The sequence below is a fragment of the Kribbella sp. NPDC050241 genome (genome assembly GCF_044459685.1).
In the GTDB taxonomy this organism is placed as follows: domain Bacteria; phylum Actinomycetota; class Actinomycetes; order Propionibacteriales; family Kribbellaceae; genus Kribbella.
In genome coordinates this window covers 149,620-175,809 of the sequence record NZ_JBITJE010000009.1, presented here as the reverse complement: position 1 = coordinate 175,809, position 26,190 = coordinate 149,620, and the positions used below count along the sequence as shown (strand labels likewise).

25 protein-coding genes and 1 other RNA gene are annotated in these 26,190 nt (G+C 67.9%); 16 read left to right on the top strand and 10 right to left on the bottom strand.

Annotated elements, in window-relative coordinates; all coding sequences use genetic code 11:
- Positions 1–9 precede the first annotated feature (9 nt).
- From ftsE to ssrA, 6 genes are all read left to right on the top strand, one after another.
- On the top strand, positions 10–699 hold the full coding sequence (gene ftsE, locus ACIBG5_RS33570) for a cell division ATP-binding protein FtsE (RefSeq protein ID WP_131364582.1): 690 nt from the start codon (positions 10–12) through the stop codon (positions 697–699).
- 33 nt (positions 700–732) lie between these two features.
- Positions 733–1,644, top strand: a complete 912-nt coding sequence (gene ftsX, locus ACIBG5_RS33565) for a permease-like cell division protein FtsX (RefSeq protein ID WP_396395544.1) — start codon at positions 733–735, stop codon at positions 1,642–1,644.
- A 69-nt stretch (positions 1,645–1,713) separates the two neighbouring features.
- Positions 1,714–3,141 (top strand): M23 family metallopeptidase, encoded by a 1,428-nt coding sequence (locus tag ACIBG5_RS33560; RefSeq protein ID WP_396395543.1) that lies wholly within the window; start codon positions 1,714–1,716, stop codon positions 3,139–3,141.
- A gap of 21 nt (positions 3,142–3,162) precedes the next feature.
- Positions 3,163–3,642, top strand: coding sequence for an SsrA-binding protein SmpB (smpB, locus tag ACIBG5_RS33555; protein ID WP_396395542.1), 480 nt, complete (start codon positions 3,163–3,165; stop codon positions 3,640–3,642).
- 103 nt (positions 3,643–3,745) lie between these two features.
- Positions 3,746–4,306, top strand: coding sequence for a DUF1707 and DUF4870 domain-containing protein (locus ACIBG5_RS33550; protein WP_396395541.1), 561 nt, complete (start codon positions 3,746–3,748; stop codon positions 4,304–4,306).
- Between the two features lie 201 nt (positions 4,307–4,507).
- Positions 4,508–4,884, top strand: a transfer-messenger RNA (tmRNA) gene (gene ssrA, locus ACIBG5_RS33545).
- A gap of 62 nt (positions 4,885–4,946) precedes the next feature.
- Here the strand turns inward: ssrA and ACIBG5_RS33540 are convergent.
- Both ACIBG5_RS33540 and ACIBG5_RS33535 read right to left on the bottom strand, forming a co-directional pair.
- Positions 4,947–5,885, bottom strand: a complete 939-nt coding sequence (locus ACIBG5_RS33540; protein WP_396395540.1) for an AraC family transcriptional regulator — start codon at positions 5,883–5,885, stop codon at positions 4,947–4,949.
- Positions 5,886–5,891: 6 nt separating this feature from the next.
- The gene (locus tag ACIBG5_RS33535; RefSeq protein WP_396395539.1) at positions 5,892–6,881 is read right to left on the bottom strand and encodes a helix-turn-helix transcriptional regulator; all 990 of its coding nucleotides are present in this window, start codon (positions 6,879–6,881) and stop codon (positions 5,892–5,894) included.
- Between the two features lie 184 nt (positions 6,882–7,065).
- Here ACIBG5_RS33535 and ACIBG5_RS33530 point away from each other — a divergent pair, with 184 nt between their 5' ends.
- Positions 7,066–7,857: a DUF4386 domain-containing protein gene (locus tag ACIBG5_RS33530; RefSeq protein ID WP_396395538.1), complete on the top strand. Its 792-nt coding sequence runs from the start codon at positions 7,066–7,068 to the stop codon at positions 7,855–7,857.
- Between the two features lie 24 nt (positions 7,858–7,881).
- Here the strand turns inward: ACIBG5_RS33530 and ACIBG5_RS33525 are convergent, their stop codons facing one another.
- From ACIBG5_RS33525 to ACIBG5_RS33500, 6 genes are all read right to left on the bottom strand, one after another.
- The gene (locus ACIBG5_RS33525; protein ID WP_396395537.1) at positions 7,882–9,093 is read right to left on the bottom strand and encodes an epoxide hydrolase family protein; all 1,212 of its coding nucleotides are present in this window, start codon (positions 9,091–9,093) and stop codon (positions 7,882–7,884) included.
- Positions 9,090–9,527 (bottom strand): MarR family winged helix-turn-helix transcriptional regulator, encoded by a 438-nt coding sequence (locus ACIBG5_RS33520; RefSeq protein ID WP_396395536.1) that lies wholly within the window; start codon positions 9,525–9,527, stop codon positions 9,090–9,092. The genes ACIBG5_RS33525 and ACIBG5_RS33520 overlap by 4 nt, the downstream gene beginning before the upstream one ends.
- Positions 9,528–9,606: 79 nt before the next feature.
- Positions 9,607–12,303, bottom strand: coding sequence for an FHA domain-containing protein (locus ACIBG5_RS33515; protein WP_396395535.1), 2,697 nt, complete (start codon positions 12,301–12,303; stop codon positions 9,607–9,609).
- A gap of 157 nt (positions 12,304–12,460) precedes the next feature.
- Positions 12,461–13,669, bottom strand: coding sequence for a hypothetical protein (locus tag ACIBG5_RS33510; protein WP_396395534.1), 1,209 nt, complete (start codon positions 13,667–13,669; stop codon positions 12,461–12,463).
- Between the two features lie 221 nt (positions 13,670–13,890).
- On the bottom strand, positions 13,891–14,607 hold the full coding sequence (locus ACIBG5_RS33505) for an SRPBCC domain-containing protein (protein ID WP_396395533.1): 717 nt from the start codon (positions 14,605–14,607) through the stop codon (positions 13,891–13,893).
- Positions 14,604–15,179, bottom strand: a complete 576-nt coding sequence (locus tag ACIBG5_RS33500) for a helix-turn-helix domain-containing protein (protein WP_396395532.1) — start codon at positions 15,177–15,179, stop codon at positions 14,604–14,606. Before ACIBG5_RS33500 ends, ACIBG5_RS33505 begins: the two co-directional genes overlap by 4 nt.
- Positions 15,180–15,270: 91 nt before the next feature.
- On the opposite strand from ACIBG5_RS33500, the gene ACIBG5_RS33495 reads away from it, so the two are divergent.
- The 9 genes from ACIBG5_RS33495 to ACIBG5_RS33455 all read left to right on the top strand — a co-directional run bounded on the left by ACIBG5_RS33495 (position 15,271) and on the right by ACIBG5_RS33455 (position 24,769).
- Positions 15,271–16,188, top strand: a complete 918-nt coding sequence (locus tag ACIBG5_RS33495) for a DNA polymerase beta superfamily protein (RefSeq protein WP_396395531.1) — start codon at positions 15,271–15,273, stop codon at positions 16,186–16,188.
- Positions 16,178–16,423, top strand: coding sequence for a DNA polymerase beta superfamily protein (locus ACIBG5_RS33490; protein ID WP_396395530.1), 246 nt, complete (start codon positions 16,178–16,180; stop codon positions 16,421–16,423). Before ACIBG5_RS33495 ends, ACIBG5_RS33490 begins: the two co-directional genes overlap by 11 nt.
- A 331-nt stretch (positions 16,424–16,754) precedes the next feature.
- A complete protein-coding gene (locus ACIBG5_RS33485; protein WP_396395529.1) occupies positions 16,755–18,878 on the top strand; it encodes an alpha-galactosidase in 2,124 nt (707 codons plus the stop codon).
- 36 nt (positions 18,879–18,914) lie between these two features.
- Positions 18,915–19,859, top strand: coding sequence for a carbohydrate ABC transporter permease (locus tag ACIBG5_RS33480; protein ID WP_396395528.1), 945 nt, complete (start codon positions 18,915–18,917; stop codon positions 19,857–19,859).
- Entirely contained in the window at positions 19,856–20,737 is an 882-nt protein-coding gene (locus tag ACIBG5_RS33475; RefSeq protein ID WP_396395527.1) for a carbohydrate ABC transporter permease, read from the top strand. The genes ACIBG5_RS33480 and ACIBG5_RS33475 overlap by 4 nt, the downstream gene beginning before the upstream one ends.
- A gap of 10 nt (positions 20,738–20,747) precedes the next feature.
- On the top strand, positions 20,748–22,103 hold the full coding sequence (locus tag ACIBG5_RS33470) for an ABC transporter substrate-binding protein (RefSeq protein WP_396395526.1): 1,356 nt from the start codon (positions 20,748–20,750) through the stop codon (positions 22,101–22,103).
- 248 nt (positions 22,104–22,351) lie between these two features.
- Positions 22,352–22,906 carry a DUF1707 domain-containing protein gene (locus tag ACIBG5_RS33465; protein WP_396395525.1) on the top strand — a complete coding sequence of 185 codons (555 nt, stop codon included), beginning with the start codon at positions 22,352–22,354 and terminating at the stop codon, positions 22,904–22,906.
- Positions 22,903–23,316 carry a hypothetical protein gene (locus tag ACIBG5_RS33460; protein WP_396395524.1) on the top strand — a complete coding sequence of 138 codons (414 nt, stop codon included), beginning with the start codon at positions 22,903–22,905 and terminating at the stop codon, positions 23,314–23,316. Before ACIBG5_RS33465 ends, ACIBG5_RS33460 begins: the two co-directional genes overlap by 4 nt.
- A complete protein-coding gene (locus ACIBG5_RS33455; RefSeq protein ID WP_396395523.1) occupies positions 23,309–24,769 on the top strand; it encodes a multicopper oxidase family protein in 1,461 nt (486 codons plus the stop codon). Before ACIBG5_RS33460 ends, ACIBG5_RS33455 begins: the two co-directional genes overlap by 8 nt.
- Here the strand turns inward: ACIBG5_RS33455 and ACIBG5_RS33450 are convergent.
- Together ACIBG5_RS33450 and ACIBG5_RS33445 are read right to left on the bottom strand one after the other, a co-directional pair.
- Positions 24,749–24,970, bottom strand: a complete 222-nt coding sequence (locus tag ACIBG5_RS33450) for a hypothetical protein (RefSeq protein WP_396395522.1) — start codon at positions 24,968–24,970, stop codon at positions 24,749–24,751. The two genes, ACIBG5_RS33455 and ACIBG5_RS33450, sit on opposite strands and share 21 nt — an antisense overlap.
- Before the next feature lie 83 nt (positions 24,971–25,053).
- Positions 25,054–26,151: a sulfite oxidase gene (locus ACIBG5_RS33445; protein WP_396395521.1), complete on the bottom strand. Its 1,098-nt coding sequence runs from the start codon at positions 26,149–26,151 to the stop codon at positions 25,054–25,056.
- Between the last annotated feature and the right edge of the window lie 39 nt (positions 26,152–26,190).

The following is a 26,190-nucleotide window of genomic DNA, read 5'->3' as shown; positions in this document are numbered from 1 at the left end:
GATAGACCCGTGATCCGCTTCGAGAATGTGTCCAAGACGTACGAGGGCCAGTCCAAGGCCGCTCTGCTGAACGTCAACGTCGAGATCGAGAAAGGCGAGTTCGTCTTCCTGGTCGGCACCTCCGGGTCCGGCAAGTCGACGTTCCTTCGTCTGGTCCTGCGCGAGCACCGGACGACCAGGGGTCACATCATGGTGGCCGGCAAGGACCTGAACCGGCTGGCCAGCTGGCGGATCCCGCAGATGCGCCGCCAGATCGGCACCGTCTTCCAGGACTTCCGGCTGCTGCCGAACAAGACCGTCGCGGAGAACGTCGCGTTCGCGCTGCAGGTGATCGGCAAGCCCCGGTCGCACATCCGCAAGACGGTTCCCGAGGTGCTCGAGCTGGTCGGCCTGGACGGCAAGGAGGACCGGCTCCCCGACGAGCTGTCCGGCGGTGAGCAGCAGCGGGTAGCGATCGCCCGCGCGTTCGTGAACCGGCCGATGATCCTGATCGCCGACGAGCCGACCGGAAACCTGGACCCTGGTACGTCGGTCGGCATCATGAAGCTGCTCGACCGGATCAACCGGACCGGGACCACGGTCGTGATGGCCACCCATGACGTGTCGATCGTCGACCAGATGCGCAAGCGCGTGATCGAGCTGGAGAACGGTCATGTCGTCCGTGACGAGTCGCGCGGCGTCTACGGCTATCAGCACTGAGACCGCTGCCTGAGTACAGGGACTGACTGAAGAATGCGCTTGAACTACATCCTCTCCGACCTCGGTATCGGCCTGAAGCGGAACCTCTCGATGACCATCGCGGTCGTCGTCACCATCTGGGTGTCGCTGTCGCTGTTCGGCAGCGCGCTGCTCGCCCGCGAGCAGGTCGACCTGATGAAGGGGAACTGGTACGACAAGATCCAGATCTCGGTCTTCATGTGCACCAAGGACTCCGGCGGCCGTGGCTGCGCCGGCGCCGAGGTGACCCAGGAGCAGAAGAACCGGATCCGCCAGGTGATCGAGTCGAACCCGGACACCGCACCGGACGGGGTCTTCGGCGAGTCGAAGAAGGAAGCGTTCGAGTCGTTCAAGAAGCTGTACAAGGACTCGCCGATCGTCAGCACGGTCACCGAGGACCAGATGCAGGAGTCCTACCGGGTCAAACTGAAGGATCCACAGCGCTATCAGAACCTCGTCAGCGCGGTCAGTGGCTTACCCGGCGTCGATACCGTGCAGGACCTCCGGCAGTACCTCGATCCGTTGTTCAAGGCACTGAACGGGTTGCAAGTCGGCGCTCTGGTCGCCGCAGGACTGCTGCTGGTGGCCGCGTTGATGCAGATCTCGAACACGATCCGATTGGCGGCGTACGCCCGGAGACGGGAGATCGGCATCATGCGCCTGGTCGGCGCGTCGAACTTCTATATCCAGCTGCCGTTCTTGCTGGAGGCGGTGCTGGCCGCCTTGATCGGCGCGGTCCTTGCCTGCGGCACGTTGTGGGTCTTCGTGTACGTCGTCGTCATGCAGCGGGCCGAGGAGACGTTCCGGGTCTGGCAATGGGTCGGCGCCGCGGAAACCTTCCGGGCGACGCTGATCATGGTGGTGGTCGGACTGATCCTCGCCGTGGTCCCGACATTCCTGACAACCCGGAAATACCTCAAAGTCTGACCCGGGTGACTTATCGTGCAATAGCAGCATCACCGCACGACAACTCAACCCAGAGCAAGGGGTCGACCTGTGGTCCCGCACTTCCCCGGTGCGAACCCGCGTCAGCGGGGGAGCATCAAGCGAGACGACAGCACCGGCACCACCGCCACGCCGTACCAGCGATCACGTAGCAGACCGCCGGGACGGCAGACGGTCGTTGCCGCATGCTGCCTTGTCCTGTCCCTGTCCGCCGGAGTCCTGGCGGCGGTTCCGGCTGCCCAAGCGGACCCGCCGGATCCAGCCGCCAAGAAGAAACAGCTCGACTCGCAGATCGGTGCGCAGAAGGCCGATCTCGCCGAGGCGTCCGACCAGCTCGGCGAATCCGTCGCCGCGTACAACCAGGCCGAGGCCAAATACAAGGTCGTCCAGGTCAAGTACGCCGCCGCCCAAGGCCGACTGGCGGCCGCGAAGGCCGCCGATGTGGTTGCCGCGAGCAAACTCCAGGCCGCCGAGCAGGCGCTGACGTCGGCGGTGGCCGACGTCGCGGCGGGCGAGCAGCTGATCACCGAGAAGCGGGCCGTGGCCGGGCGCGCGGTCAGATCGGCGTACCAGCAGCAGACCGGCCTGGTCGGGCTGACGATCGCGCTGCGCGGTGCGTCGCCGGCCGAGATCGCCACCGGGATGCAGGTGCAGCGCAACGTGTTCGGCATCCAGGGCAACGCGATCACGAACCTGAACAACGCGCAGGCTCAGCTCGCGAACCAGCGGGCCAAGGTCGCCCTGGCCGAGAAGACCGCGGTCGCGGCCCGGGCCGAAGCGGCCCGGACGGTCAAGCAGGTCACCGCACTGACCAAGCAGGTCGCGGCCGACAAGGCCGAGGCCGCCGCGGTCGCCCAGGTGAAGCTGGTCGCGTACAAGGCCGCGGAGCGCGAGAAGAACACCGAACAGGCGCAGTACAACGCCCTTGTCGCCGAGCGCAGCCGGGTCGAGCAGCTCTTGATCGCCCGCGCGAAGGCCGAGAAGGCCGCGGCCGCCCGCAAGAAGGCGGCCCGGGAGAGGGCCGAGCGGGCGAAGGCTCGCAAGGAAGGGCGGCCGCCGCGGCGCATTCCGGACGACTCCGGCGACGGCGGGCTGAGCTACCCGGTCAGCAGCTACATCACGTCGCCGTACGGAATGCGGTTCCACCCTGTCCTGCACTATTGGAAGCTGCACGACGGCACGGACTTCCGCGCCCCCTGCGGTACGCCGATCCGCGCGGCGGCGAGCGGACGAGTGACGGACAAGTACTACAACGGTGGTTACGGAAACCGGCTGTTCGTATCGCATGGAGTGATCGACGGCAGCTCCATCACCACGGTCTACAACCACCTGTCGCGGTACAAGGCGCGCGTCGGCGAGCACGTCAGCAAGGGCGAGATCATCGGGTACGCCGGAACCACGGGGTACTCCACCGGCTGCCATCTGCACTTCATGGTCTACCAGGACGGCCGGGTGGTTAATCCGATGAAGTGGCTCTGAGCTACCTGCGATACTGGTCGGATGGTGAAACAGACCGGCCAGCAGAAGCCGATCGCGCAGAACCGGAAGGCGCGACACGACTACCACATCGAGGACGTGGTGGAGGCCGGGCTGGTGCTGACCGGGACCGAGGTGAAGTCCCTGCGGCAGGGCCGGGCCTCCCTCGTCGACGCGTTCGCCGCCGTCCGCGGTAGCGAGTTGTGGCTGCAGGGGATGCACATCCCGGAGTACAAGCACGGCACCTGGACCAACCACGAGCCGCGCCGCGCCCGCAAGCTGCTGCTGCACAAGGACGAGGTGCAGAAGCTGATCCGGGCGGTCGAGCAGCAGGGCGTCTCGCTGATCCCGCTGTCGCTGTACTTCAAGGACGGGTACGCCAAGGTCGAGCTCGCCACCGGTCGAGGCAAGAAGGACTACGACAAGCGGCACGCGCTGGCCGAGCGCCAGGCCGATCGCGAGGCCCGGCGCGCCCTCTCGGAGCGCACCCGCCGCCGCGACTGAGGGGGCCGGGCCGGCCGGGCTGAGGGCTGTCTGGGGTCGGCTCAGGGGTGGCTGGGGGCTGCACCCGATGGGGCGGACGGCGTCCGGCGCGCAGAGTGGATGCATGTCCACTTCAGACCTGCTGGTGACGCCGGCCCAACGGGACCGCGCCGTCGAGATCCTGAAAGAAATGTACGCCGACGGCCGGCTGGACCACGCCGAGTTCGACACCCGGCTGGAGCTGGCTCTGAGGGCCCGCACCCGTGCCGAACTCAACAGCACCTTCGACGGACTCGTGTCCCGGCCCGTCCCGACGTACGCACCCGCCGCCTTCACCCGGCCGGCCCCGGTGCAGCGGTACTCCGGCGATGGCCGGGGGATGGGGACCGTCGCGCACTGGCTCGGGTACCCGACGTTCTTCGTCGGCCCGGCGATCGTGGTGGCGACGGCCGGCCAGAAGAACCCGGGCGTCCGTAAGCACGCGGTGGAGGCGCTGAACTTCCAGCTGAGCGCCTTCGGGGCGTTCGCGCTGCTGGGGATCATGACGGGCGTGACGCACGGCTTCACGGGGTTCCTGTTCCCGATCCTCGGCATCCTGTGGTTCATCCTGACCGGGATCGGTGGCCTCGCGACCGCGGTCGGCTCCAACTTCCGCTACCCGTTCACGCTGCGCCTGATCAAGTAGTGGCTCCACCCTGGCAGGCTGGGTGATCGCTCTGGCCGGGCTGATGGTCGCGGGGGCGGCGGTCATCTTCCTGCGCGCGCCCGAGGCGTCGCCTGCCGCTGACCGTGTGTAACGGGAATGTCAGGTGCGGGTCGCCTGTTGGACTTGATAGTGTGGACTTCCACCGCCCTGCGGGACCGGTGGGAGTTTGACAACTCAACAGGGGGTGAACGGTTTCGACTTTGGACGTTTGTTCCAAGGGAAGCGGGCCGAGGATCCAGGGTTATCTCGTTAACGATCTCTGGAAACCAATAACTGCCAATTCTCAGCGCAGTAGCTTCGCTCTCGCCGCCTGACGGCCTGAGCACTTAAAGAAGCGGTCAGCCCGGGGATGCTCCCGTCCCGGCTCCTGGCCTCATTTAGGGAGCTTGCTGCACTAGCCCGGTCACGGGGCTGGTGTGGGACATTTACAGTGACTGAGCCTGTCAGCGACGTGTCTGTGAGAGCGCTGGGGCTGAGAAAACGACTAACAGACTGCGCCCGGAGAAGCCTTGAAACACCGCTGAAGGACGCGGGTTCGATTCCCGCCACCTCCACCCCTGAGAGTTACAAGAAGGCCGGTCCCCTCGGGGACCGGCCTTCTTGCGTGTACTGGGGGTTCTCAGGTGTTGAGGGTGGTGCTGGGGGACTGGCCGTAGGCGGTGCGGTATTGGTTGGCGAAGCGGCCGGGGTGGTGGAAGCCCCAGTGGGCGGCGATGGCGGTGACGGTGGTTTGGGTGGGGTCGGCGGCCTGGAGGTCGGCGTGGGCCTGGGCGAGGCGGACTTGTCGGAGGTAGGCCAGCGGGGTCGTGTCGAGGTGCCGGCGGAACGCGAGTTGGATCGCGCGGTTGGTGACGCCGGCGGCGGTGGCGATGTCGGCGATGGTGAGCTCGCGGTGGGGGTTGGCCTCGATGTAGCTGATCGCTCGGCGGAGGGTGGCCGGGTGGGCGTCGCGGCGGTTCTCGGCGGTGGGGTCGGTGCGGGTGTTGTTGGGGACCGTGGCCAGGACCATCGCGGCGAGGAACTGCGTGATGGTCGTGGAAATGAGGGGTTCGGAGACGAGCGCCGGGTTGGTGAGTGTCTGCGTGTGCACGTAGTCGATCGCGTCCCGCAGTTGCCGCTGGGCCGCCGTCGTGGCGGGTCGGTGGCTGTGGAAACTGAGCGCCGCGGGCCTTCGCCCGTCGAGCGCGGTGGCGGCGACCCGCTGCAGGACGGTGGGATCGATCATGAGGACGAGCTCACGCGGGTGCCGCAGCCTGCCCGTGAGCCCGCGCTCTCCAGGAGGCAGGAGCAGTACGTCGCCCGGTCCAGCGGAGTACTCCGGAATCTCGACTCCACCGGAACGAAGGCTGCACACGAAGTAGCGGTCGAGCGGATCGGCGCGGTAGGACAGGTCCGCGCCGAGCTGGAACTCATCGCTGGTCAGGCCGGGGAGGAAGGTCCGGGCGATGCGGGTCCGGGTCGGTACGCCGTTGAGTCCGGACAGGTTCACCCGCGTGTACGTCTCGGACAGAAAGGCCTCGATCTCGTCGATCGTGGTGCTTTCGAAGACGACTGGCATCGCAGCTCAGCTTCCCTCCTGGAGGGTCCGGCCTGGGCTGCGACCGTAGGCGGCGTGGTAGGAGGCGGTGAATCGGGGGACGGAGAAACCCCACCGGTAGGCGACCGTGGGGACAGTGACGCCGCTGGCGGGGTCGGTCTTCTGCAGGTCGCGGTGCGCGCGTTCGAGTCGGACCTGTCGTAGGTGCTCGAACGGCGTACATTCCAGATGCCGGCGGAAGGCGTACTGGAGTGCACGGGCACTCGTGCCGACGGCCTCGGCGATGTCGTTGACGCCGATCGGTTCGGCGGCATGCGCGTCGATGTAAGCCACGGCTCGTTGAACGGACGCCGGCGTGACCCAGCCGGGTGAGCGGGCGTACGAGACCCGCAGCGTCGCGTTCGGGAAGACCACGAGCATCGACGCGATGACGTGCGTGTGCAGTTGCTGGGCGACCAACGGACTCTCCGCGGACGACGGTACGTCGGTCAGGACGCGGTGGACGTAGTGGCTCACCGACTGCCAGTACCCGCTGAGCCGGGCGTTGAGTGGCAGCCCGGTGCCCAGCCAGAAGTCGTCAGGCGAAACGCCGTGCGCCGACTCGGCGGCCTCCTCGAGGTCGCGGTAGCTGACGCGCGTCCCGATCGAGTCGAACGGCGGGAATTCGAGCGCCATCGGGTCGTCCGGCGCACGCATCAGCGAGCCACCGGCCGGCACCCGCAACTCCCCGCTCGGGACGGTCGCGACGGCCGGCCGCGAGAACCAGACAACGAGCGGTTCCTTGTACGGTTCGGTGTCCACCGCGAAACCCAGACCCACGTGCCATCGGTCCGAGCCCAACGGTCCGCACTGCGTCGTCTCGATCTTCACTGCCCCGGTGGAGAGCTGACCGCCGGCGACTCGCGGGCTGGCGGAGGGAAAGACCGCATCCAGCGCGTCGACGACGGCGTCCGAACCCTCGCCGAGCATGAATCCCCGCACGACACCACCAGTTCGGGTGCTGTCGGCTGCCGTCACGTTTGTCAACCTCCACGAGGACTTGCTCCGAAGCTACGCCCACACACCACGCGGCGAAACCAGACAAGCCTCATGGATCGAGAGGCCATGGACAGCGCTGGAACCGGCGCGCATGCTGAAAGCGGTGGGGTCGGGGGGCGCCCGGGCAGCCCGGAGCCGTGACCGCGCCAAGGGGGCGATTGGCATGGCCAGAGTCGAGCGACGTCATCAACGCGACGAGGAACTGGAACAGGTCGACATCGCGCCGGTTCCAGGACGTCGATCAGGTATCACACCACGGATGTTCACCGGGATCGTCTTCATCGTGGCGACCCTGGCCTTCATGGTGGCCGCGACGGTGTTGTCGATGACGTTCGATTGGCCCGACATCCTGCGTCAACCGGCGGATGTGGTGTTGCCCGAGTACGTCGACGGCGGCACGAGCCTGGTCTGGACGTGGTTCGCGGTCGCATGGACGTACGCGATCCTCGCCGTACCGATCCTGTTGCTGCCGACCGCGCTGAAGCGCAGGGACGACGCGGCTCTGCGGGTCGCCACCTGGGCGGGCGCGGCGTCTGTGCTGCTGGCGCTGGTCGGATTCCTGCGCTGGGTCTTCGTAGTACCGCCACTGGCCGACACCTACGTCAACGGAGACACAGCTACGCGTACGGCGGTTGCCGTGGCGTGGACCGCGCAGCATCAGTACGGCGGTGCGCTACTCGGTGAACACCTGGGACAGTTCCTGGGCATCGTGTGGTCGGTCACCGTCAGCATCATCATCCTGCGAACCAAGCTGATGCCGAGATGGGCGGGCTGGCTCGGGCTGCTCGCCAGCGCGCTGTACTTCACCAACCAAGGCGACATCCTCGCCACCGCGATCCCCAGCTTCCCGGTCTGGGACCTCGGCGGCCTGCTCGGAAGCTACCTGTGGGCAATCTGGCTAGTAGTGCTCGGCGTCCTGCTCCTCCGCCCCCCGAACCCATCGACCAGCCCTTAGACCGGCCGATTTCTTCCGCGTCGCTCAGCGATAGTCGCGGAACGTGCGGCGGAGGTCGTCGGTCCACTCGGTGGGGAGTTCCCAGGGGATGAAGTGGCCGCCGCCCGGGTGGGCGGTCAGGTTGACGTGGTTGTACCACTCGGCGCGGTCGCTGTTCAGGAAGTTCTGCACGCGTTCCTCGGGGGTGCTGACGCCGGGTGGGTCCTCGTAGCCGACGAAGGTGATGCCGGTGGGTGCTTCGATGGCCGGCGTACGGTCGTGCGACGGCGTCCACGGGTAGCGGTTGTTGTTGGCGTAGGTGCGGATCGAGGTGTCGATCGCGTTGCCGGCCCAGTAGATCGTGGCGTGCGTCAGCAGGTCGTCGTCGCTGAACGCCTTGTCGCCGCCGGACCAGCTCAGCCACCGCTCGAGGATCCACGCGAGCATGCCGGCCGGTGAGTCCGCGAGGCCGAAGCCGAGGGTGCTCGGGTCCAGGACATGCGTGGCCAGGTGGGCCGCGAACCGCCGTTCCAGCTCGATGATCCGGTCGTGGATCGCGGGCGGCAGGTTCGGCGGGATCGGATTGCCGCCGCTCAGGTCCCAGCCGCGGTCGCCGTTGAAGAACGTGAGTTTCAGACCCGAACCGATGTGGATCCCGTAGAGCTCATCGGCGTACTTGTGACCGAGTTGCCCGGTGACGAGCGCGCCGACATCGCAGCCGGCGGCGGCGTACTTCGGGTAGCCGAGGACGCCGGTCATCAGGTCGTGCCAGACGTCGGCGATCTTCCAGAAGTTCATGTCCGGCTGGTTCGTCAGCGGTGTCGAGAACCCGAAGCCGGGCAGCGACGGCACGATCACGTCGAACGCGTCGGCCGGATCACCGCCGTACGCCGCCGGGTCCGCGAGCGGGCCGATCACCTTCGACCAGTGCCAGAACGTCCACGGCCAGCCGTGGCTCAGGATCAGCGGAACCGGGTTCGGACCGACGCCGGGCTTGCGCAGGAAGTGCACGGGTACGCCGTTCACGTCGACGCGGTAGTGCTCGAACGCGTTGATCGCCCGCTCGGCGGCACGCCAGTCGAACCCGTCGGCCCAGTACTCCACCAGTGCCTGCAGTCGAGTACGACGTACGCCGTAGAAGCCGTCGTCGTTCCCGGCGTCGAGCGGCCATTTGGTCGCGGTCAGTCGGCGGCGCAGGTCGTCGAGGACGTCGTCCGGGACGTGGATCGGGGTTGGCTCCAAGGGAAAGCCGGTCATAGTTGCTCCTCAGCGGCGATCTCGGTCAGCCGGGTCAGCACGTGGATGGAGCTCGCGAGTACGTCGCGCTCCTCGGGGGTCAGTCGGTCGACCAGGCGGGACAGCTTGTCGACCCGCTCCGTATGGCGGGACCGTACGACCTGCCGGCCGGCGCGCGTCAGTGACAGCAGCATCGCGCGGCCGTCATTCGGGTCGGGGCGGCGCTGCAGGAGGCCATCCTGCTCGAGCTTCGTGACCAGGCTGGTGAGCGCGGGCTGCTTGAGCTGCTCGGTCGCCAGCAGGTCGGTCAGCCGGAGCGGCCCGTTGCGCGCCAGCGTGTGCAGGACCGACAAGGTCGAGAAGTTGAACCTGCGCACCGAGGGTAACCGGATGAAGATCGGATTGAAGTCCTCGATGACCGTGGTCAGCCGCTCGACGTCCATCTCTGCCGCCATGCCGGAACCGTATCAATAATCGATGTAAGTGCGCACGCGGATTTCTTTGAGTTGCCTGGGGCAACAGTTTGCTCCGCTGTCAGTTGCTGAGGGCAATACCGACGGCGACGGGGGAGTCACCGGACTTGAGGGTGAGGGTCGCGGTCGTCAGGTTGTCCGGCAGGTGGCCCGTGAACGTGATCGTGCCGTGCTCGGTGCCGCCGGACGGGAACTTGCCCGGCCACTGGCTCCGCGAGTCGTCGGCGCGGATCGCGTTGCCCTCCGGGCCGGTGAGGGCGACGTTGCCGTCGAGCGGCAGGGCGACCGACTGATCACCGGCGTTCTTGACCGCGAGTTGCACACGGGTGAAGTGGCTCGTGTACGTCACGTTCTCGACGGTGACGGTCAGGCCGTCGAATGCCTTCCCGACCGGCTTGACCAGGCGGGCCTCGCCGGACTCCTTGCCGGTGAAGTAGCCGGCGGCGTACTGGGCTGCCGCGGTGAGCGCGAACCCGCCGACACCGACGCCGAGCAGTACGACGACGATCGCGACGATCACGGAGACGTTGAAGCGGCCGGGGGAGCGTTCCTGCCCGCTGAGCGCGTCCATCAGGGCGACGACCATGGCGGTGATGAGCGCGATGACCGGCGGTACCAGCCAGCGGAGCGGATCGCCGGGCCCGGTTGAGAAGAAGGTGACGACGAGGTTGATCAGGAGGCCGAGTGCGAGGAGGGCGCCTGCGATCGCGAGTACACGACCAAGCCTTACCTGGCCGACCTCATCGGGGTCCGCGGGCCGTCGCGTCTTGGCCTGCGCGGCGCGTGCGTCCGTCGTACGTGACGCCTGCGCCGTACGTGAGGTCTGCCGGGCGCCCGCTGCTCCACGAGATGTCTGCGCCCCGCCGGCTGGTGGGGCGACGCCTGCTTGCTCCTCGGCCCGACCGGTGTCGGGCCAACTGGCCGACTCGTTCCGGCTGGCCTGCGACCGATCGAACTGAACCGGCACGGTCATCCCACCAGCCCACGGCGACCGAGCCGGCTCCGGATTGTCCGCCGACGGATAGGCCCCCCAATCCCCAGGCCCAACCGCAACCCCACCAAGACCCTCATCGACCCGCTCCCCACCCGACGGCTCATACTCACCGTCGGCGCGAGCGAACTGGCTCACACCCTGCTCAGCCTCACCAGGCGCGAAGGGGTTCCCCCCATGCTCACCCTCGCCCGGCGCGAATCCGCCCAGCTCACCCTCAACCGCAGCGAACGGGCTCCCGCCCTGCGCGCCCTCGGGTGATGCGAATCCGCCGGGCTCGCCCTCGGCGAACGGACTCCCGCCCTGCGCGCTCTCGGGTGGTGTGAATCCGCCGGGGGCACCCTCAGCCGCGGCGAACGGGTTCCCGCGCTGCGCGCTCTCGGGTGGTGCGAAGCCGCTCGGCTCAGGCTCGGCCGGCGCGAATGGGCTCGCGCCTTGCCCGCCTTCGCGTGGTGTGAGGCCGCCGGGCTCACCCTCGGCCCGCGCGAATCCGCCGGGCTCGCCCTCGGCCCGCGCGAAGCCGCCGGGCTCGCCCTCTGCTGGGGCGACGGGGTTTGCGGCTTGCTCGGGCTCGGGTGGGGCGAAGGGGTTCTTGCCCCGGTCGGCCTCGGCCGGCTTGTACGCGCTCGGGTCCGGGCCGGGGTCAGGCGTGACGGTGCTTGGCTGCTGGTTGCGGTTGGCCGGAGTGGCTGGGCTCGGGCCGCGGTCGGCGAGGCTGGGGCCTCGGTCGGCGGGGTCGGGTGGGTTGAACGGGCGCGCGTTCTGGTTTGGCTCGGGTGGTGCGGGTGGGCTCGGCTGCTCGTTGTTGGCTATTGGTGCGTACGGGCTCGGCCCGGGTTCAGCCTCGGTTGGGGCGAAGGGGTTCTCACCTCGGTCCGCGCGGCTGGAGGGAGGAGTCACCGGGGCGTACGCGGCTGGGTCGCCGAGCGCGACTGGCTCGGCAAGAGAGAACCGGTCCACAACCTGCGGCCGCTCGGCGGGCCCGGAAGGTGCCGCCGCAGGAGCTTCCCGTGAGTCGCGGTGGTACGCCGAGGCGTCCTCCTCCCGGTACGACGCCTCGTCGGGCGCGGCGTACGCACCGTCTGCCTGCCCTGAGAACGCGTCCTCCGCAGGTGCGCGAGACGAGTCCTCTGCCGGCGCGGAGTACTGCTCCGCAGGCGCGACATACCGATCGTCCGCAGGCGCGACGTACCGATCGTCCGCGGGCGCGGCGTACCGATCGTCCGCGGGCCGGCGGTACTGCTCGTTCGAGGGCGCGTCCTGCTGGTCCGCGGGCGCGGCGTACTGCTCGTCCGCGGGTGCTGCGTACTGCTCGTTCGCCGGGGCCGGGTAGGCGTCGCCTGCTGGGTAAGGAGCGTCTGCAGGTGGGGGATACGCGGCCGCTGGAGGGGGCTCAGGCGGGGAGAACGACGCGGGTGGAGCTTCCGCGGGTGGGGTGAAGGAGGCGGGTGGGGCTTCCGCGGGTTGGGCAGGCGCCTGGGAGGGGGTTTCGTGGAAGGTCAGGGCCGAGCGGCCGATCTGGATTTGGTCGTTGTCGGTGAGGGGCGTGGGGGCGGCGAGGCGCCGGCCGTTGAGGGCGGTGCCGTTGCGGGACTCGTCGATGAGAGTCCAGGTGCTGCCCGAGCGGGCGAGGCGGGCGTGGATGCGGGAGATCTGGTCGTCCGCCGTCAACCGGATGTCGGCGTTGGAGGCGCGCCCGATGGTGATCGAGTCGCTACCGTCCGACAGATCCCAGCGCTGGTCGCCCAGCGACAGCGCATGTTCCATTTCCACTACGCCCTAACACCCCACGAAGCAGCCGACTCGTCTGCGCGATTCTGCCTGTACCACCCTCATCTGGTCCAGAGCACCCACAACGCACCGAGCCTAATCAACCGCTGGTACGGCGACCCCGCGGGGCCGCCGTACCAGGTGACCCACGGCACTAACCAAGCGTCATCCGGGGCTCACCATTGAGCAGGCCGGTGCCGGAAATGGTGCAAGTGCCGCCGCGGTTCTGTGTGTAGGACTGGCGGACGCAGGAACGGAGCGCGAGCTGGGCCCAATAGTTCGGGTGCAGGCTCTCCTGGATGAAGTAGTTGGACCCGACCGTGGTGACCGTGCGGATCTGGTTGATCCACTCGGTCTTGTCGACCGCCGTCGGCTGGGTCCACGAGCTCAGCCCGACCTCCTCGTAGAGACCGACCGAGCTCTCGCACAACCGCCGGCCGTTGAAGGCTGACTGGAGCTCGAGCAGGCGGACGTTGCCGAGCCCGGACTGCCCGATCGCCGCCCGGACGGTGTTGTTGATGGTGACGAGCGCGGTGTTGTTCGCCCAGTCGGCGTCCGCGTTCCAGAACCCGCAGCCGCCCACGCTCTGCCGCGTGTAGCCGCTCTGCCCGTACCGGAACCCGCTCCCGCCCGGAAGCGGCGACGGGTAGGTCTGCACCAGCAGCGTCCACGCGTTGTCGCCGTACCCGGCGTTCCGCATCGCCGTGCGCACGTTCTGGAAGGCGGTCGCGATCTTCCCGCGTACGGCGGTGACGTTGGCCGAGGTGAAGTTGGCGACGACCGAGGAGTCGTCCTTGCAGTAGTCCGGGAACCAGGACGGCGACAGCAGGAAGTCGGTCACGCACTGGGTGACGATCGACGCGAACTTGAAGTCGTTGCCGCCGATCGAGACGACCACCTGCCGCACGTTGTGGCCGGCCGCGAACTGCTGCAGCATCTTCGCCTGCCCGAGATGGCCGGAGCCGTCGTCGTAGAAGTCGATGCCTGGCTTGAACTCGTCACCAGTGCTGGTCGCGGTGCTGGCTCCGGAGCAGGCCAGGTTCAGTCCGCCGACACCACCACCGATGAACGCCTCGGCGGAGCTGCTGCGGTGGCACCGCGGGATCTGCTCGGCGGTCCCACTCGCGTTGTCGTGGTAGGCGTGCGCACCGAGCGCGTCGGCCGGTGCTTCGGAGTTGTTGGAGCTGCCGGCCCAGCGGCCGGCCTCGCCCGAGATGTAGGAGTCGCCGAGGGTGACGACGTACGGCGTCCCGGAGCCGGGACCGTCGGCCCGGGCGGGGGTGGCGACCAGGCAGAGCCCGGTCATGGAGAGAACGAGGAACGTGGACACTCGACGCACGAGTGAGCGGGACGGAATGTTCACCGGAAGACCTCTCTCGCCGGAGGGCGGCCGCGGGGCGGCGACCGCCGTGGCAAGAAAGGTACTCAGAAGTAACCGCTAGAGACAGACCGAGAGTGCTGGCACGTTTGCGCCCTGTCACCGCCGTGTCAGGGACGTATCGACAGGAGGTGTCGCCATTTCTGGCCGGTTCCCGCCGTCGGCCACGCCTGGCGACCCAGCGACGGCCGGGACACCTCCTGTCGTTACGTACCGGGCAGACTGGCCGGCACGTAGTGCGTCTCCCACCAGTTCTTCCAGCGCGCGTCCAGCGCATCCCGGTCGACGTCGCCGTACAGGCTGAGGATCGCCATCGCGGAGCCGTCCGGCTTGAGCTCGCCCGGCGGGATGTAGCTGAGCACGAGCAGGCCGTTGCCCCAGGCATCGACTGTCAGGCCGACCTGGTGCTCCGAGGTGTACAGGACCTCGCCCTTCACCGCTTCGCCGATCAGATCGAGCTCGTACGACGTACCGGCCGGCCGGATGTCGACACCCAGTTCGCCGGTCAGCGAGGCAGCGCCTGTGCCGACGTAGAACAGCGTCCGCCGCTCGTCGTCCGGGTGCTGCTCCAGCGCGAACTTGAGCTGGTTGAGGAACGTCGTCCAGCCCTCGGTGATGTCGTCGTAGTACGCCTCCCAGTCGGGATTCGCGCCGCGCGGTGAGCGAGTCAGCGTGATCCGCGACCCGCCCTCCACCGGCTCGACCACGAACCGGTCGCCGTCCCCGAGGATCAGCGTCCCGACCTGGCTGTCGTCGACCTTGGTGAAGTAGATCAGGTCGATCTCCTCCTCCAGCCCGCCCTGAGTCCCTTCGTACTCCCAGCCGTGCCAGTGCCGGATCTTGTCCTTGTTCCGCAGCGCGTCCCAGACCGCCTCGGCCGGTGCGGCCACGGTCACCACGATCCGCGGTGTCTCCTCGCTCATCCTTCTTCTCCTTCGGTACGTCGTGATGCCGGGTGGCCGCCGGCGATCAGGCGATAGGGCCGCCCGCTCTCAGTGTCGAACTGTTCGATGGTCCGCCGCACCGCTTCGGTCAGGGCATCGGTGAAGCGATGTACGTCGCCTGGTTCGGCGAACCGCACCTCGGCCTCCAGCGTGAACGTGAGCAGCCGCTTGCCGTCGGCGTCGGCGGCACTCTGCATCCGGGCCACGTCCCGGACCGTGCCGGCGGCGACGTCCACCAGGTGCTCGGCGGCGAACTGGTCCTGGATGTCGGTGAATGCGTGGCCCATCACGGCCGGATCGACCACGAGCGTCGCGGCCTTCGCCCGCAGGATCCGCTCGGTGAAGCCGCGCCGCCGGCGCTCCTCGACGAGCTCGATCAGTCCGGACTTCTCCAGCTCGCGCAGGTGGTAGTTCATCCGCTGCCGGGGGAGCCCCAGGGTGGCGGCGAGCTGGGTCGCCGACGACGGCTCGCGGAGCAGCTCGAGCAGCCGCCGCCGGATCGGCGACAGTGCCACGCGCAGCTTCTCCGGCTCCTCGACGTATCCCAGCATGCGCCCAATCTCTCCTTGACAGAAAAATTTGTCAATAAGGGCTGGTGGCCTGGGCGTTCGGGTGATCTGGTGGTGGGAGAGCATGGGCGCCATGTCAGTCCAGGGGCCGCAGTTGCCGGTGGGGACGCAGGTGGTGATCCGGGTCGCGGCGCCGGACGACCACGGCGGTACGGCGCAACGTGGGGCGACCGGCCGCGTCGCCGGCAGCACCCCGGACGACCGCTACACCGTGCGCCTCGTCGACGGCCGGGAGACAGTCGCTCGCCGCGACCAGTTGAGCCTGCGTACGGCGTACCAGGACGAGGCGATCGAGTTGGATCAGCCGGACGGCGACCGCCTCGTCAGCGAGCACACGATCTACGCCGCGGTCGTCGGTTCGAGGGCGTTCGGGTTGCACACCGAGACGTCGGACACTGATACCCGCGGGGTCTATGTCGCGCCGACCGAGTCGTTCTGGTCGCTGGCCAAGCCGCCGACGCACGTCGACGGACCCGAGGACGAGTGGTTCTCCTGGGAGGTCGAGCGGTTCTGTGAGCTCGCGCTGAAGGCCAACCCGAATCTCCTCGAGGTGCTCCATTCCCCGCTGGTTGTCCGGCAGACGCCGCTCGGGGAGGAGTTGATCGACCTCCGCCGAGCCTTCCTGTCGCAGCTCGTGTACCAGACGTACTCCGGCTACGTGCTCAGTCAGTTCAAGAAGCTGGAAGCGGACTTCCGTCGCGACGGTGCGCCGAAGTGGAAGCACGTCATGCACCTGATCCGCTTGTTGCTCGCGGCCCGCACTCTGTTGCTCGAAGCAAGACTCGTCGTTGATGTCGGCCCGGATCGAGACCGGCTGCTCGCGGTCAAGCAGGGTCAGCTGTCCTGGGACGAGGTCGAGCGGTGGCGCCTCGCCCTGCATGAGGAGCTCGACACAGCCTTGCAGCGTACGGTTCTGCCGGCCACGCCCGATGTAGCCCGCGTCGACGCTTGGCTCCGGTCAGTTCGGAAGAGGAGCCTCGGTGACGCGTGACATGCGACAGCTCGACTACGCCGAGCTGCGGACCATCATGGGAGAACAGCCGTACCGCTTGCTCTTCGCAACGGTCTCCGGCGCACACCTGTACGGCTTCCCGTCCCGCGACTCCGACGTCGACCTCCGCGGCGTCCACGTCCGGCCGGCCACCGAGGTGGTCGGCCTCCGGACCGGTATCAACCTGATGCGGACCGGAATCGTCCAGGCCGATCTCCGAGCCGGGACTGCATGACTTGCTGGTCCGGGCGCGCCTCAACCTCTGACCCGCGCCACCGTCTCGTGGGTGGACCCACGAGACGGTGGGTTGGCTACCCGCCTGCCGCTGGCCAACCCACCCTCTGGTTGGTCAACCCACCAGAGGCGGTGTGATCGCGCCCTCCGGTGGGTCAACCCACCAGAGGTGGTGTGATCGTGCCGTCTGGTGGGTCGGCGGTCTTCCTTCGTTGTAAAGAATCCGGGCTGAGCCCTAGGGTATTTACTTAACTTCGTGAAGCATTGACATCTGGGCTGACGGGGTAAATAGTTCCGTCCTGAAATCAATCAGAAAGCAGAGTGAATCAACAGTGTCGAACATCGAGGTGCTGCAGCTTCGTGCTGCCGGAGTCAGCTTGGTGCTGGACTGCTCGGGTCCCACTCTTCCGTCCGTGCTGCACTGGGGCGCGGATCTGGGTGAGCTGAACGAGCGGGCTCTGCTGGAACTGAGGCGTGGGGCCGGGGCCGTACAGGACGGCAACGGTCTCGACGACAACCTTCCGGTCGCGATCGTCCCGGAGTACTCCGCGGGCTGGTTCGGGCTGCCGGGCCTGAGCGGCCACCGCGACGGGCAGAACTTCTCCGCGAGCTTCAGGCTGGTCAGCGTCGCGCAGACCGACAACACCGTGCAGGTCGATGCCGAGGACGCCGATGCGGCCCTCAAGCTCCGCCTCATCATCGAACTGACCGACTCCGGCCTCGTGCGGGCCAAGGCGGACCTCAGCAACACCGGCGGGACGCCGTACACGGTCGACGGGCTGGTGCTCGCGCTGCCGGTTCCGACCGAGGCGACCGAGTTGCTCGACCTGACCGGCCGGCACATCGGTGAGCGCCACCCCCAGCGGCACGCATTCACGCAGGGCGCGCACATCCGCGACAACCGCCGCGGCCGCACCGGCGCTGACGCGACTCTGCTGCTGATGACCGGCACCAAAGGCTTCGGCTTCCGCGACGGCGAGGTCTGGGCCGTGCACACCGCCTGGAGCGGCAACCACCGTTCGTACGCCGAGCGCGGCATGAGCGGGTACGCCGTGATCGGCGGAGGTGAACTGCTGCTCCCCGGCGAGGGACGCGTGCAACCGCAGGGCACCTACAGCACGCCATGGCTCTACGGCTCGTACGGCGTCGGCCTCGACCAGGTATCGACCCGCTTCCACGAGCACCTGCGGTTCCGGTCGATCCACCCACGGACCGAGCGTCCCGTCGTATTGAACACCTGGGAGGCCGTCTACTTCGACCTCGACCTGGACAAGCTGAAGGCGCTCGCCGACGCCGCCGCCGAGGTCGGGGCGGAGCGGTTCGTGCTGGACGACGGGTGGTTCCGCGGCCGCCGCGACGACCACGCCGGTCTCGGCGACTGGTACGTCGACGAAGGGATCTGGCCGAAGGGACTGCACCCGCTGGTCGACCACGTGAAGGGTCTCGGCCTGCAGTTCGGCCTCTGGGTCGAGCCGGAGATGGTGAACCCGGACTCGGACCTGGCCCGCGAGCACCCGGACTGGATCCTTGCCACCGGCCACCGGATGCCGCCGACCGCGCGTCATCAGCAGGGCCTGAACCTCGGCGTGCCGGCGGCGTACGACTACATCCTCGAGCGGCTCGACTCGCTGCTCACCGAGTACGACATCGCCTATCTGAAGTGGGACCACAACCGCGACTTCGTTGACGGAGGCAACCAGCTGACCGGGACGGCCGGCATCCACGAGCAGACGCTCGCGCTGTACCGGCTGATCGACGAGCTGAAGCGCCGGCACCCGGGCCTCGAGATCGAGTCCTGCTCGTCCGGTGGTGCCCGCGTCGACCTCGGCATCCTGGAGCGCACCGACCGCGTCTGGGGCAGCGACAGCAACGACGCGCTGGAGCGGCAGACGATCCAGCGGTACACGGAACTGCTGCTGCCGCCGGAGCTGATCGGCTGCCACGTCGGCCCGCCGCGGGCGCACACCACCGGCCGCACGCAGACGTTGTCGTTCCGGGCGATCACCGCACTGTTCGGCCACTTCGGCATCGAGTGGGACATCGCGTCCGCCTCGCCGGAGGAGCGTCAGGAACTGTCCGGCTGGGTCGCCTTGCACAAGGAGCTGCGGCCGCTGCTGCACACCGGCAAGGTGGTCCGTGCCGACCGCGGTCCGGACGACTTCCTGCTGCACGGCGTGGTCGCGCAGGACGGTTCGCGCGCCGTGTACGCCGCCGTACAGCTGACGCAATCGGTCACCTCGGCCGTCGGCCGGGTCCGGCTGCCCGGCCTCGACCCGCAGCGGACCTACCGGGTGCGCAAGACCGTGACACCCGGGCCCGAGTCGCGCGCGGCGGCCTGGTCGGCCGACGGTGGACAGGTAGAGCTGAACGGCGCAGCGCTGGCGGCGGTCGGCGTACACCTCCCAGCGCAGTGGCCCGAGAACGCGATCTTGCTGGATGTGACTGCGATCGACTGACCCCCCGGTCGATCGCCGACTGAAAAGGAGATCCCCGTGACCGTGACAACCAAGGCTCCACCTGACAGACAGCACAGTCGCGGGGATACCCAGGCGCCGCCTGCCCGGCGGCGAAGCCTGGGGGACCTGAAGGTCGCGATGATCTTCCTGGCCCCGGCCACCCTGGGCTTCGTCGTGTTCTACATCTGGCCGACCCTGCGCGGTGCGTACCTGAGCTTCACCGAGTACAGCCTGCTGTCCGCGCCGCAGTTCAACGGGCTGGACAACTACCGGCGGATGATCCACGACAGCTTCTTCTGGAACGCGCTCGTGGTCACCGTCGAGTACGTCGTGATCAACATCGGCGTCCAAACCGTCCTGGCGGTCGGCATCGCGATGCTGATGTACCGGCTGACGAAGTCGATCACGGTCCGTGCGGCGATTCTGCTGCCGTACCTGGTCGCGAACGTGGTCGTCGCACTGGTCTGGTACTGGATGCTCGACTTCCAGGTCGGCATCGTGAACCAGGGTCTGACCTGGATCGGGATCGACCCGGTCGCGTTCTTCGGCGACTCGCACTGGGCGATCCCGACCGTCGCCGGCATCAACGTCTGGCGGCACATGGGCTACACCGCGCTGCTGGTGTTCGCCGGGCTGCAGACGATCCCGTCGTACGTCTACGAGGCGGCCGAGGTGGACGGCGCGGGCGAGTGGAAGACGTTCTGGCGGATCACGCTGCCGCTGCTGCGGCCCGTTCTGGTGATGGTCCTGGTGGTCACCATGATCGGGTCGTTCCAGATCTTCGACACCGTCGCGGTGACCACGCAGGGCGGTCCGATCAACGCGACCCGGGTCATCTACTACTACATCTACGAGCGGGCGTTCACCCGGTTCGACTTCGGGTACGCCTCGGCGATGGCGCTGGTGCTGTTCGCCATCCTCGCGGTGGTCTCGTTGCTGCAGCTTCGGTTGCTCCGGGCAAGGGAGAGTGACCTCGCATGAGAAAGCCACTGAATCCGGGCCGGATCGTCGCGTGGGTCTGCCTGGCCGTGCTGCTGATCCTGACGATCTTCCCGTTCTACTGGATGTTGCGTACGGCGTTGTCCAACAACACCCAGCTCGCCGGTCACCCGAACTCGCTGCTCCCGGTGGAGACCACCCTGGGTGCGTTCAAGCGGGTGCTCGGGCTCTCGACCATCGAGGAAGCCCAGGCGCAGGGCGGTTCGGGTGCCTCGGTCAACTTCTGGCTGTACCTGCGCAACTCGTTGGTCGTGGCAACGGTCACGACCACGTGCCAGGTGTTCTTCAGCGCGATGGCGGCGTACGCGTTCGCCCGGCTGCGCTGGCCCGGGCGGGACAAGGTGTTCGCGCTGTTCCTGGCCGCGCTGATGGTGCCGCCGATCTTCACCACGCTGCCGAACTTCGTGCTGATCAAGAACCTCGGGCTGCTGAACAGCTTCGCCGGCATCATCCTGCCGGGGGCGTTCATGACGCCGTTCGCGATCTTCTTCCTGCGCCAGTTCTTCCTCGGAATCAGCCGCGAACTGGAGGAGGCGGCGATGATCGACGGCGCCGGGCACCGCAAGATCTTCTTCGGGATGATCATCCCGATGAGTGCGGCGCCGATCGCGACGCTGGCGATCCTGACCTACATCAACTCCTGGAACGACTACTTCTGGCCGTTGCTGGTGGGTCAGCAGGAGAACGTCCGCGTACTCACGGTCGCGCTCGGCGTGTTCCGGTCGCAGACTCCGCAGGGTGGACCGGACTGGGCCGGGCTGATGGCGGCGACGCTGGTCGCGGCGCTGCCGATGATCGTGCTGTTCCTGGCATTCGCCAAACGGATCACCAACTCCATCGGTTTCTCCGGGATCAAGTGAGGAGGCGGCCATGACATTCTCCAGACGCACCCTGCTGAAGGCAGGGCTGGCCGGGCTCGCCGCGTCGGCGGTGGCCGGCTGCAACAACGGTGCCGCGTCGCGCGGCGAGGGCGAAGTCATCTACTGGCTCTGGGACTCCGCCCAGCTGCCGATGTACACCGAGTGCGCCAAGGTGTTCCACGAGCAGAACCCGCAGTACAGCGTGAAGATCGAGCAGTACGGCTGGAACGACTACTGGTCGAAGCTGGTCACCGGGTTCATCTCAGACACCGCGCCCGACGTGTTCACCGGACACTCGTCGAAATACCCGCTGTTCGCGGACAAGGGCCAGGTGTTGCCGATCGACGATTATGTTGCGAAGGACAACATTGATCTGAGCATCTACCAGAAGGGTCTGGCCGATCGCTGGATCGGTGCCGACGGCAAGCGGTACGGACTGCCGAAGGACTTCGACACCGAGGTCTACTTCTACAACAGTGCCTTCACCGAGGCGGCCGGGATCAGCACCGAGCAGCTGAACTCGATGACCTGGAACCCACAGGACGGCGGCACCTTCGAGCAGATCGTCCGGCGGCTCACCGTGGACTCCAAGGGCCGCCGCGGCGACCAGCCGGGGTTCGACAAGGACAACGTCAAGGTCTACGGCCTCGGGTACGGCGATGCCGGCGGCGCCGACGGGCAGACCAGTTGGAGCTGGTACACCGCGATCAACGGCTGGAAGTACTCCGAGGGCGAACCGTGGGGGACGAAGTTCTTCTACGGCGACCCGAAGTTCACCGAGACGATCGGCTGGTGGCGTGGGCTCATCACGAAGGGGTACATGCCGACGTACGCGCAGGCGAAGTCCGGGGTCGACGTGACCACGAGCTTCGGTGCGGGAAAGTACGGGATGACCCCGAACGGGTCATGGATGCTGGCGACGTACGCCGGGCTCAAGCAGGTGAAGACCAAGCTGGCCCGGCTGCCGATCGGCCCGATCGGGAAGCGGATGTCGATGATGAACGGGCTGGCGGACACCATCTGGGCCGGGACGACCCGGCGGGAGGCGTCCTGGGCCTGGGTGAAGTTCCTCGGCTCGCAAACCGCACAGGACATCGTCGCCAAGGCCGGCGTGGTGTTCCCCGCGGTATCGGCCAGCCTGCCCGCGGCCAAGGCGGCGTACGCCGCCGACGGCTGGGACGTGACACCGTTCCTCGAGACAGTGGAGGCCGGGGACGTCTTCCCCTACCCCGCCAACCCGAACGCCGCGGACGTCACCGCGGTCATGACCCCGGCGATGGACGCGGTGATGTCGTTCGAGGCCGAACCATCGTCCCTGGCGAAGGCGAACGACGACGTCAACCAGATCCTGTCCACCACCACCTGAGTGGTACCGAAGAACGGGTAGTAGCGGCCGCCACCAGGCCGCCTGAGCGTGGATCGGGGCGCAACCCTGGTTCCACCCCGAACTACTACCCGTTCTTCGGTACGCCCGGGGGAGTACGTCGTACTGCGTCGGTGGGCGCAGTGTGCTCCCCCGGGGGTAGGTGAGGTGCCGCCGCTGAGGCGACGCGGTGACAGGGGATTGAAAGACACGCTTGGTGCAATCGCAGAAGTCGAGCACCGAGGAGTGTCATGAACGACGAGAGGCCGGGCGGACCGATCCGTATCGGCGACACCGAACGCGAGGACGCGGTCAGGCGTCTGGGCGAGCACTACGAAGCCGGCCGGCTCAGCGCGGAGGAGCACGCCGAGCGCGTCGGCCAGGCACTGGAAGCGAAGACCGACCGGGAGTTGGCCGCGCTGTTCGCGGATCTGCCGGATGACCACCGGGCCGGCGAGAGCGCGAACGAGGGCTGGACCGGCCCGTGGGGCTGGCAGCGGCCGCCGTGGACCTCGCCGGAGAACGCCGCTGGCGCGACCGGGCCGGGTGGACGCGGGGCTGGCGGTCAAGGCAAGGGACAAGGCAAGGGCGGACGGGGCAAGGGCGGACGCGGGCGGCCGGAGTGGGCTGCTCGGGGACCGCTGGGCAAGATCCCGTTGCCGGTGCTGATCGTGCTCGGCGTTCTCGGGCTGATCGCGTCGATCGGGTGCACCGTGGGCGGCGGCCATCCGCCGATCCTGCTGTTCGGGCTGATCGTGGCCGCGGTGATCGTGATCCGTAAGCGCCGGCAGGAGCGTCGCGCATGAGGGCGACGTACCGGACCTTCGCTCTGCTGATCGCGATCGCGGTGGTGCTGCAGGTGGCAGCGATCGCACTGGCCGGGTTCACTCTCGCCAAGGACGCCGACGATGGAACGACGATCGGGGCGGACTACAGCAACTTCGGGCAGAGCTACCACAGCATCGCCGGCACGGCGATCGGTCTGCTCGCGCTGATCTTCCTGATCGTGTCGTTCCTGACCGACGTCCCGCGCGGCCGGACCCTGGCCGGGATCGTGGTCGGCATGGTCGCATTGCAGTTCGTCCTCGCGGTGGTGTCCTTCGGGCTGCCGGCGCTCGGCGTCCTGCACGGCATCAACGGTCTGGCGATCGCCGGTGTGGCGGGTGCTGCCGCGCGACGGGCCGCCGTACCCAGGCAGACTGTGACCAGTGGCTGAGCCGAAACCGCGCCGCTTGCGGGGCCGGCTGATCGCTCTGGGGATCGCCCTGGCGGTACTCGTACCGCTGGGGTATCTCTGGGCGACCAGCCTGGTCCCCGGCGACTATTCTCCGACCGAGATGGGGTACGCCGACTTCGGCGGCGGCCCGGAGTCCGGCGGGCACGAGCACCACCACGGCATGAACGTCGCCGACCTCACCGGCCCGCAGACCGGTACGCCGGATGTCGCGGTCACGCTGACGGCGCGGAAGCAAACGTTCCAGCTCGCGAGCGGTGAGACGGTCGACGGGTACACCCTCAACGGGACTTCGCCGGGTCCACTGATCCGGGCGAAGGTCGGCGACCTGGTCCAGGTCACCCTGGTCAACGAATCCGTCAAGGACGGCGCCACCCTGCACTGGCACGGGATCGACGTACCCAACGCCGAAGACGGTGTCGCCGGGGTGACGCAGGACGCCGTACCGGTCGGTGGGAAGTACGTGTACCGCTTCCGCGCCGAGCAGGCCGGGATGTATTGGTACCACTCGCACCAGGTCTCTGCCGACGAGGTGAAGGGCGGCCTCTTCGGCACGATCGTGATCGCGCCCAAGGAACCCGGTGAGGTCCTGGCCGCGATCCACACGTACGACGGGAAGCGGACGATCAACGGGCGGACGGGTTCGCAGCACGTCGACCTGCCCGCCGGTACGATGGCCCGGGTGCGGGTGGTGAACACGGACAACTCGATCCTGCGCGTCGGTCTGATCGGTACGCCGTACAAAGTGGTCGCCGTGGACGGTCGTGACGTCCACGGGCCGACGGCGGTGACCGCGGCGTACCCGCTGGCGGCCGGAGCTCGCGTCGACCTCGAGGCCGTGGTGCCGGCGGGTGGGATGCGGCTGGTAGCGGGCGCCGCAATCGTGTCGGTCGGGATCGGTCCGGCAGGCGCCGAGCCGCCGTCGGCCGAGCTGCCGGGGGAGACGGTCGATCTGCTGAAGTACGGCACGCCGGCCGCGCTCGGGTTCGACCCGGGGAAGGCCGACCGGAACTTCGAGTACCGGATCGGGCGGCGGCCCGGGTTCCTCGACGGGGTGCCGGGGCTGTGGTGGACGATCAACGGGCACAAGTACCCCGACGTACCGATGTACATGGTTGCCGAGGGCGACGTTGTACGAATGAAGATCTCCAACAGCAGCGGCCAGGCGCATCCGATGCACCTGCACGGTCATCACGCGGTCGTGCTGTCTCGCAACGGTGTCGCGGCCACGGGCTCACCGTGGTGGATCGACACCCTCGAGGTCGGGAACGACGAGACCTACGAGATCGCCTTCGTCGCCGACAATCCCGGTGTCTGGATGGACCACTGCCACAACCTCCCGCATGCCTCCCAGGGCTTGATGACGCACCTCATGTACGAGGGCGTCACCACGCCGTACCGCATCGGCGGGAAGTCAGCCAACAAGCCCGAGTGACTGCTCGGAGTGCTGAGCCAGATGCATCGCCGCGATCCGCGCACAGGCTGCGTCGATCGCGGCGCGCTGGGAGTCGTAGGAGCCGTACCAGAGCGGGTTGTCCGGCTGTGGGTCCAGTTCGTCCTCGATATCGGCGTACCACTCGCTCGCAGTGCGAAACACCCGCGCGTGCAAGTGGATCTCCGTGCCCAGCTCGTTCACCGCACCACTCCCTGGAGTGAACCGTGTACGTCTCCAGCATGGAACGGGCGAACCGCGGAATCGGCCAGCGACACGCGGAGTGGTCAGGTCACCAGAACGCTGATCCGCTGGGCGGAGTTGTTGGCGAAACCACCGCGGTTCCACGGGGCTTCGATCGGTTGCTCGCGGCCGCTGGCGTCGTACGCGCGGACAGTGAGGACATGCTCGCCGGGTGTGGCCTCCCAGTCATGGGTGAAGGTCCGCCACGCGTACTCGTCGTTGCCGGGGGCATCGAGTTTGGCGGTCTGCCAGGTGACGCCGGCGTCGGTGCTGATCTCGACCCGCTCGATCGGCGCCCAGCCGGACCAGGCCCGGCCCTCCAACGTGACGGTGCCTGCGGCAACGAAGCGGTGCCGGCTCATGAAGTCCGGGAACCCGGGCGGGACCAGCAGCGCGCGCGGCTCGATCCGGGTCACCGGTTGGCCCGCATCGTCCTGTTCGGTGCGGAGCCGGTATGCGACCGCGTTCTGGAATCCCTCGAACGCGTGGTCGATCAGCTCGATCGACCGCAGCCACTTGACGCTCGCCATCCCGTACCACCCGGGTACGACGAGGCGCAGCGGATAACCGTGTTGCGGCAGCAACGGCTGTCCGTTCATCTCCCAGGCGATGATCGCACCGGAGTCGATCGCCTCGGTGACGGTCAGCCCACGCTGGTAGTCCTGTTCGATCCCGCGCTCGACACCATGGTCCGCACCGGTGGAGACCACGTCCACGGCATCGGACCGAATCCCCGCAGCCCGCAACAGATCGGACAGCAGCACCCCGGTCCACTCCGCCGTACCGACGGCTTCGGTCAGCCACGGCTGGCTGATCGGCCGCGGCTGCAACGCCGCCCGTCCGTTGCCCGCGCACTCCAACGTCACCCGGACGGTACGACGACCCATCGCGCGCAACTCGGTCAGGCCGAACGACAACGGCTGCTCGACACAGCCGCCGACGGTGAGCCGCCAGTTGGACGCGTTCGTCATCGGGATGTCGTAGTGCACCAGCACGTAGTGCAGTCCGGCCGGCGTCACGTCGTACCGCAACGCCTCCATGGGCATCCCGTGATTACGTGCCGCGAGCTGCAGCTCGTCACCGGTGATCCCCTCGCCGGTGTCCGCCAACCGCCCCCGCACACTGAATTGCTCGACTGACATGCAGATCCCTCCCCTGGCCCAACCCTAGAGGTCTCGACC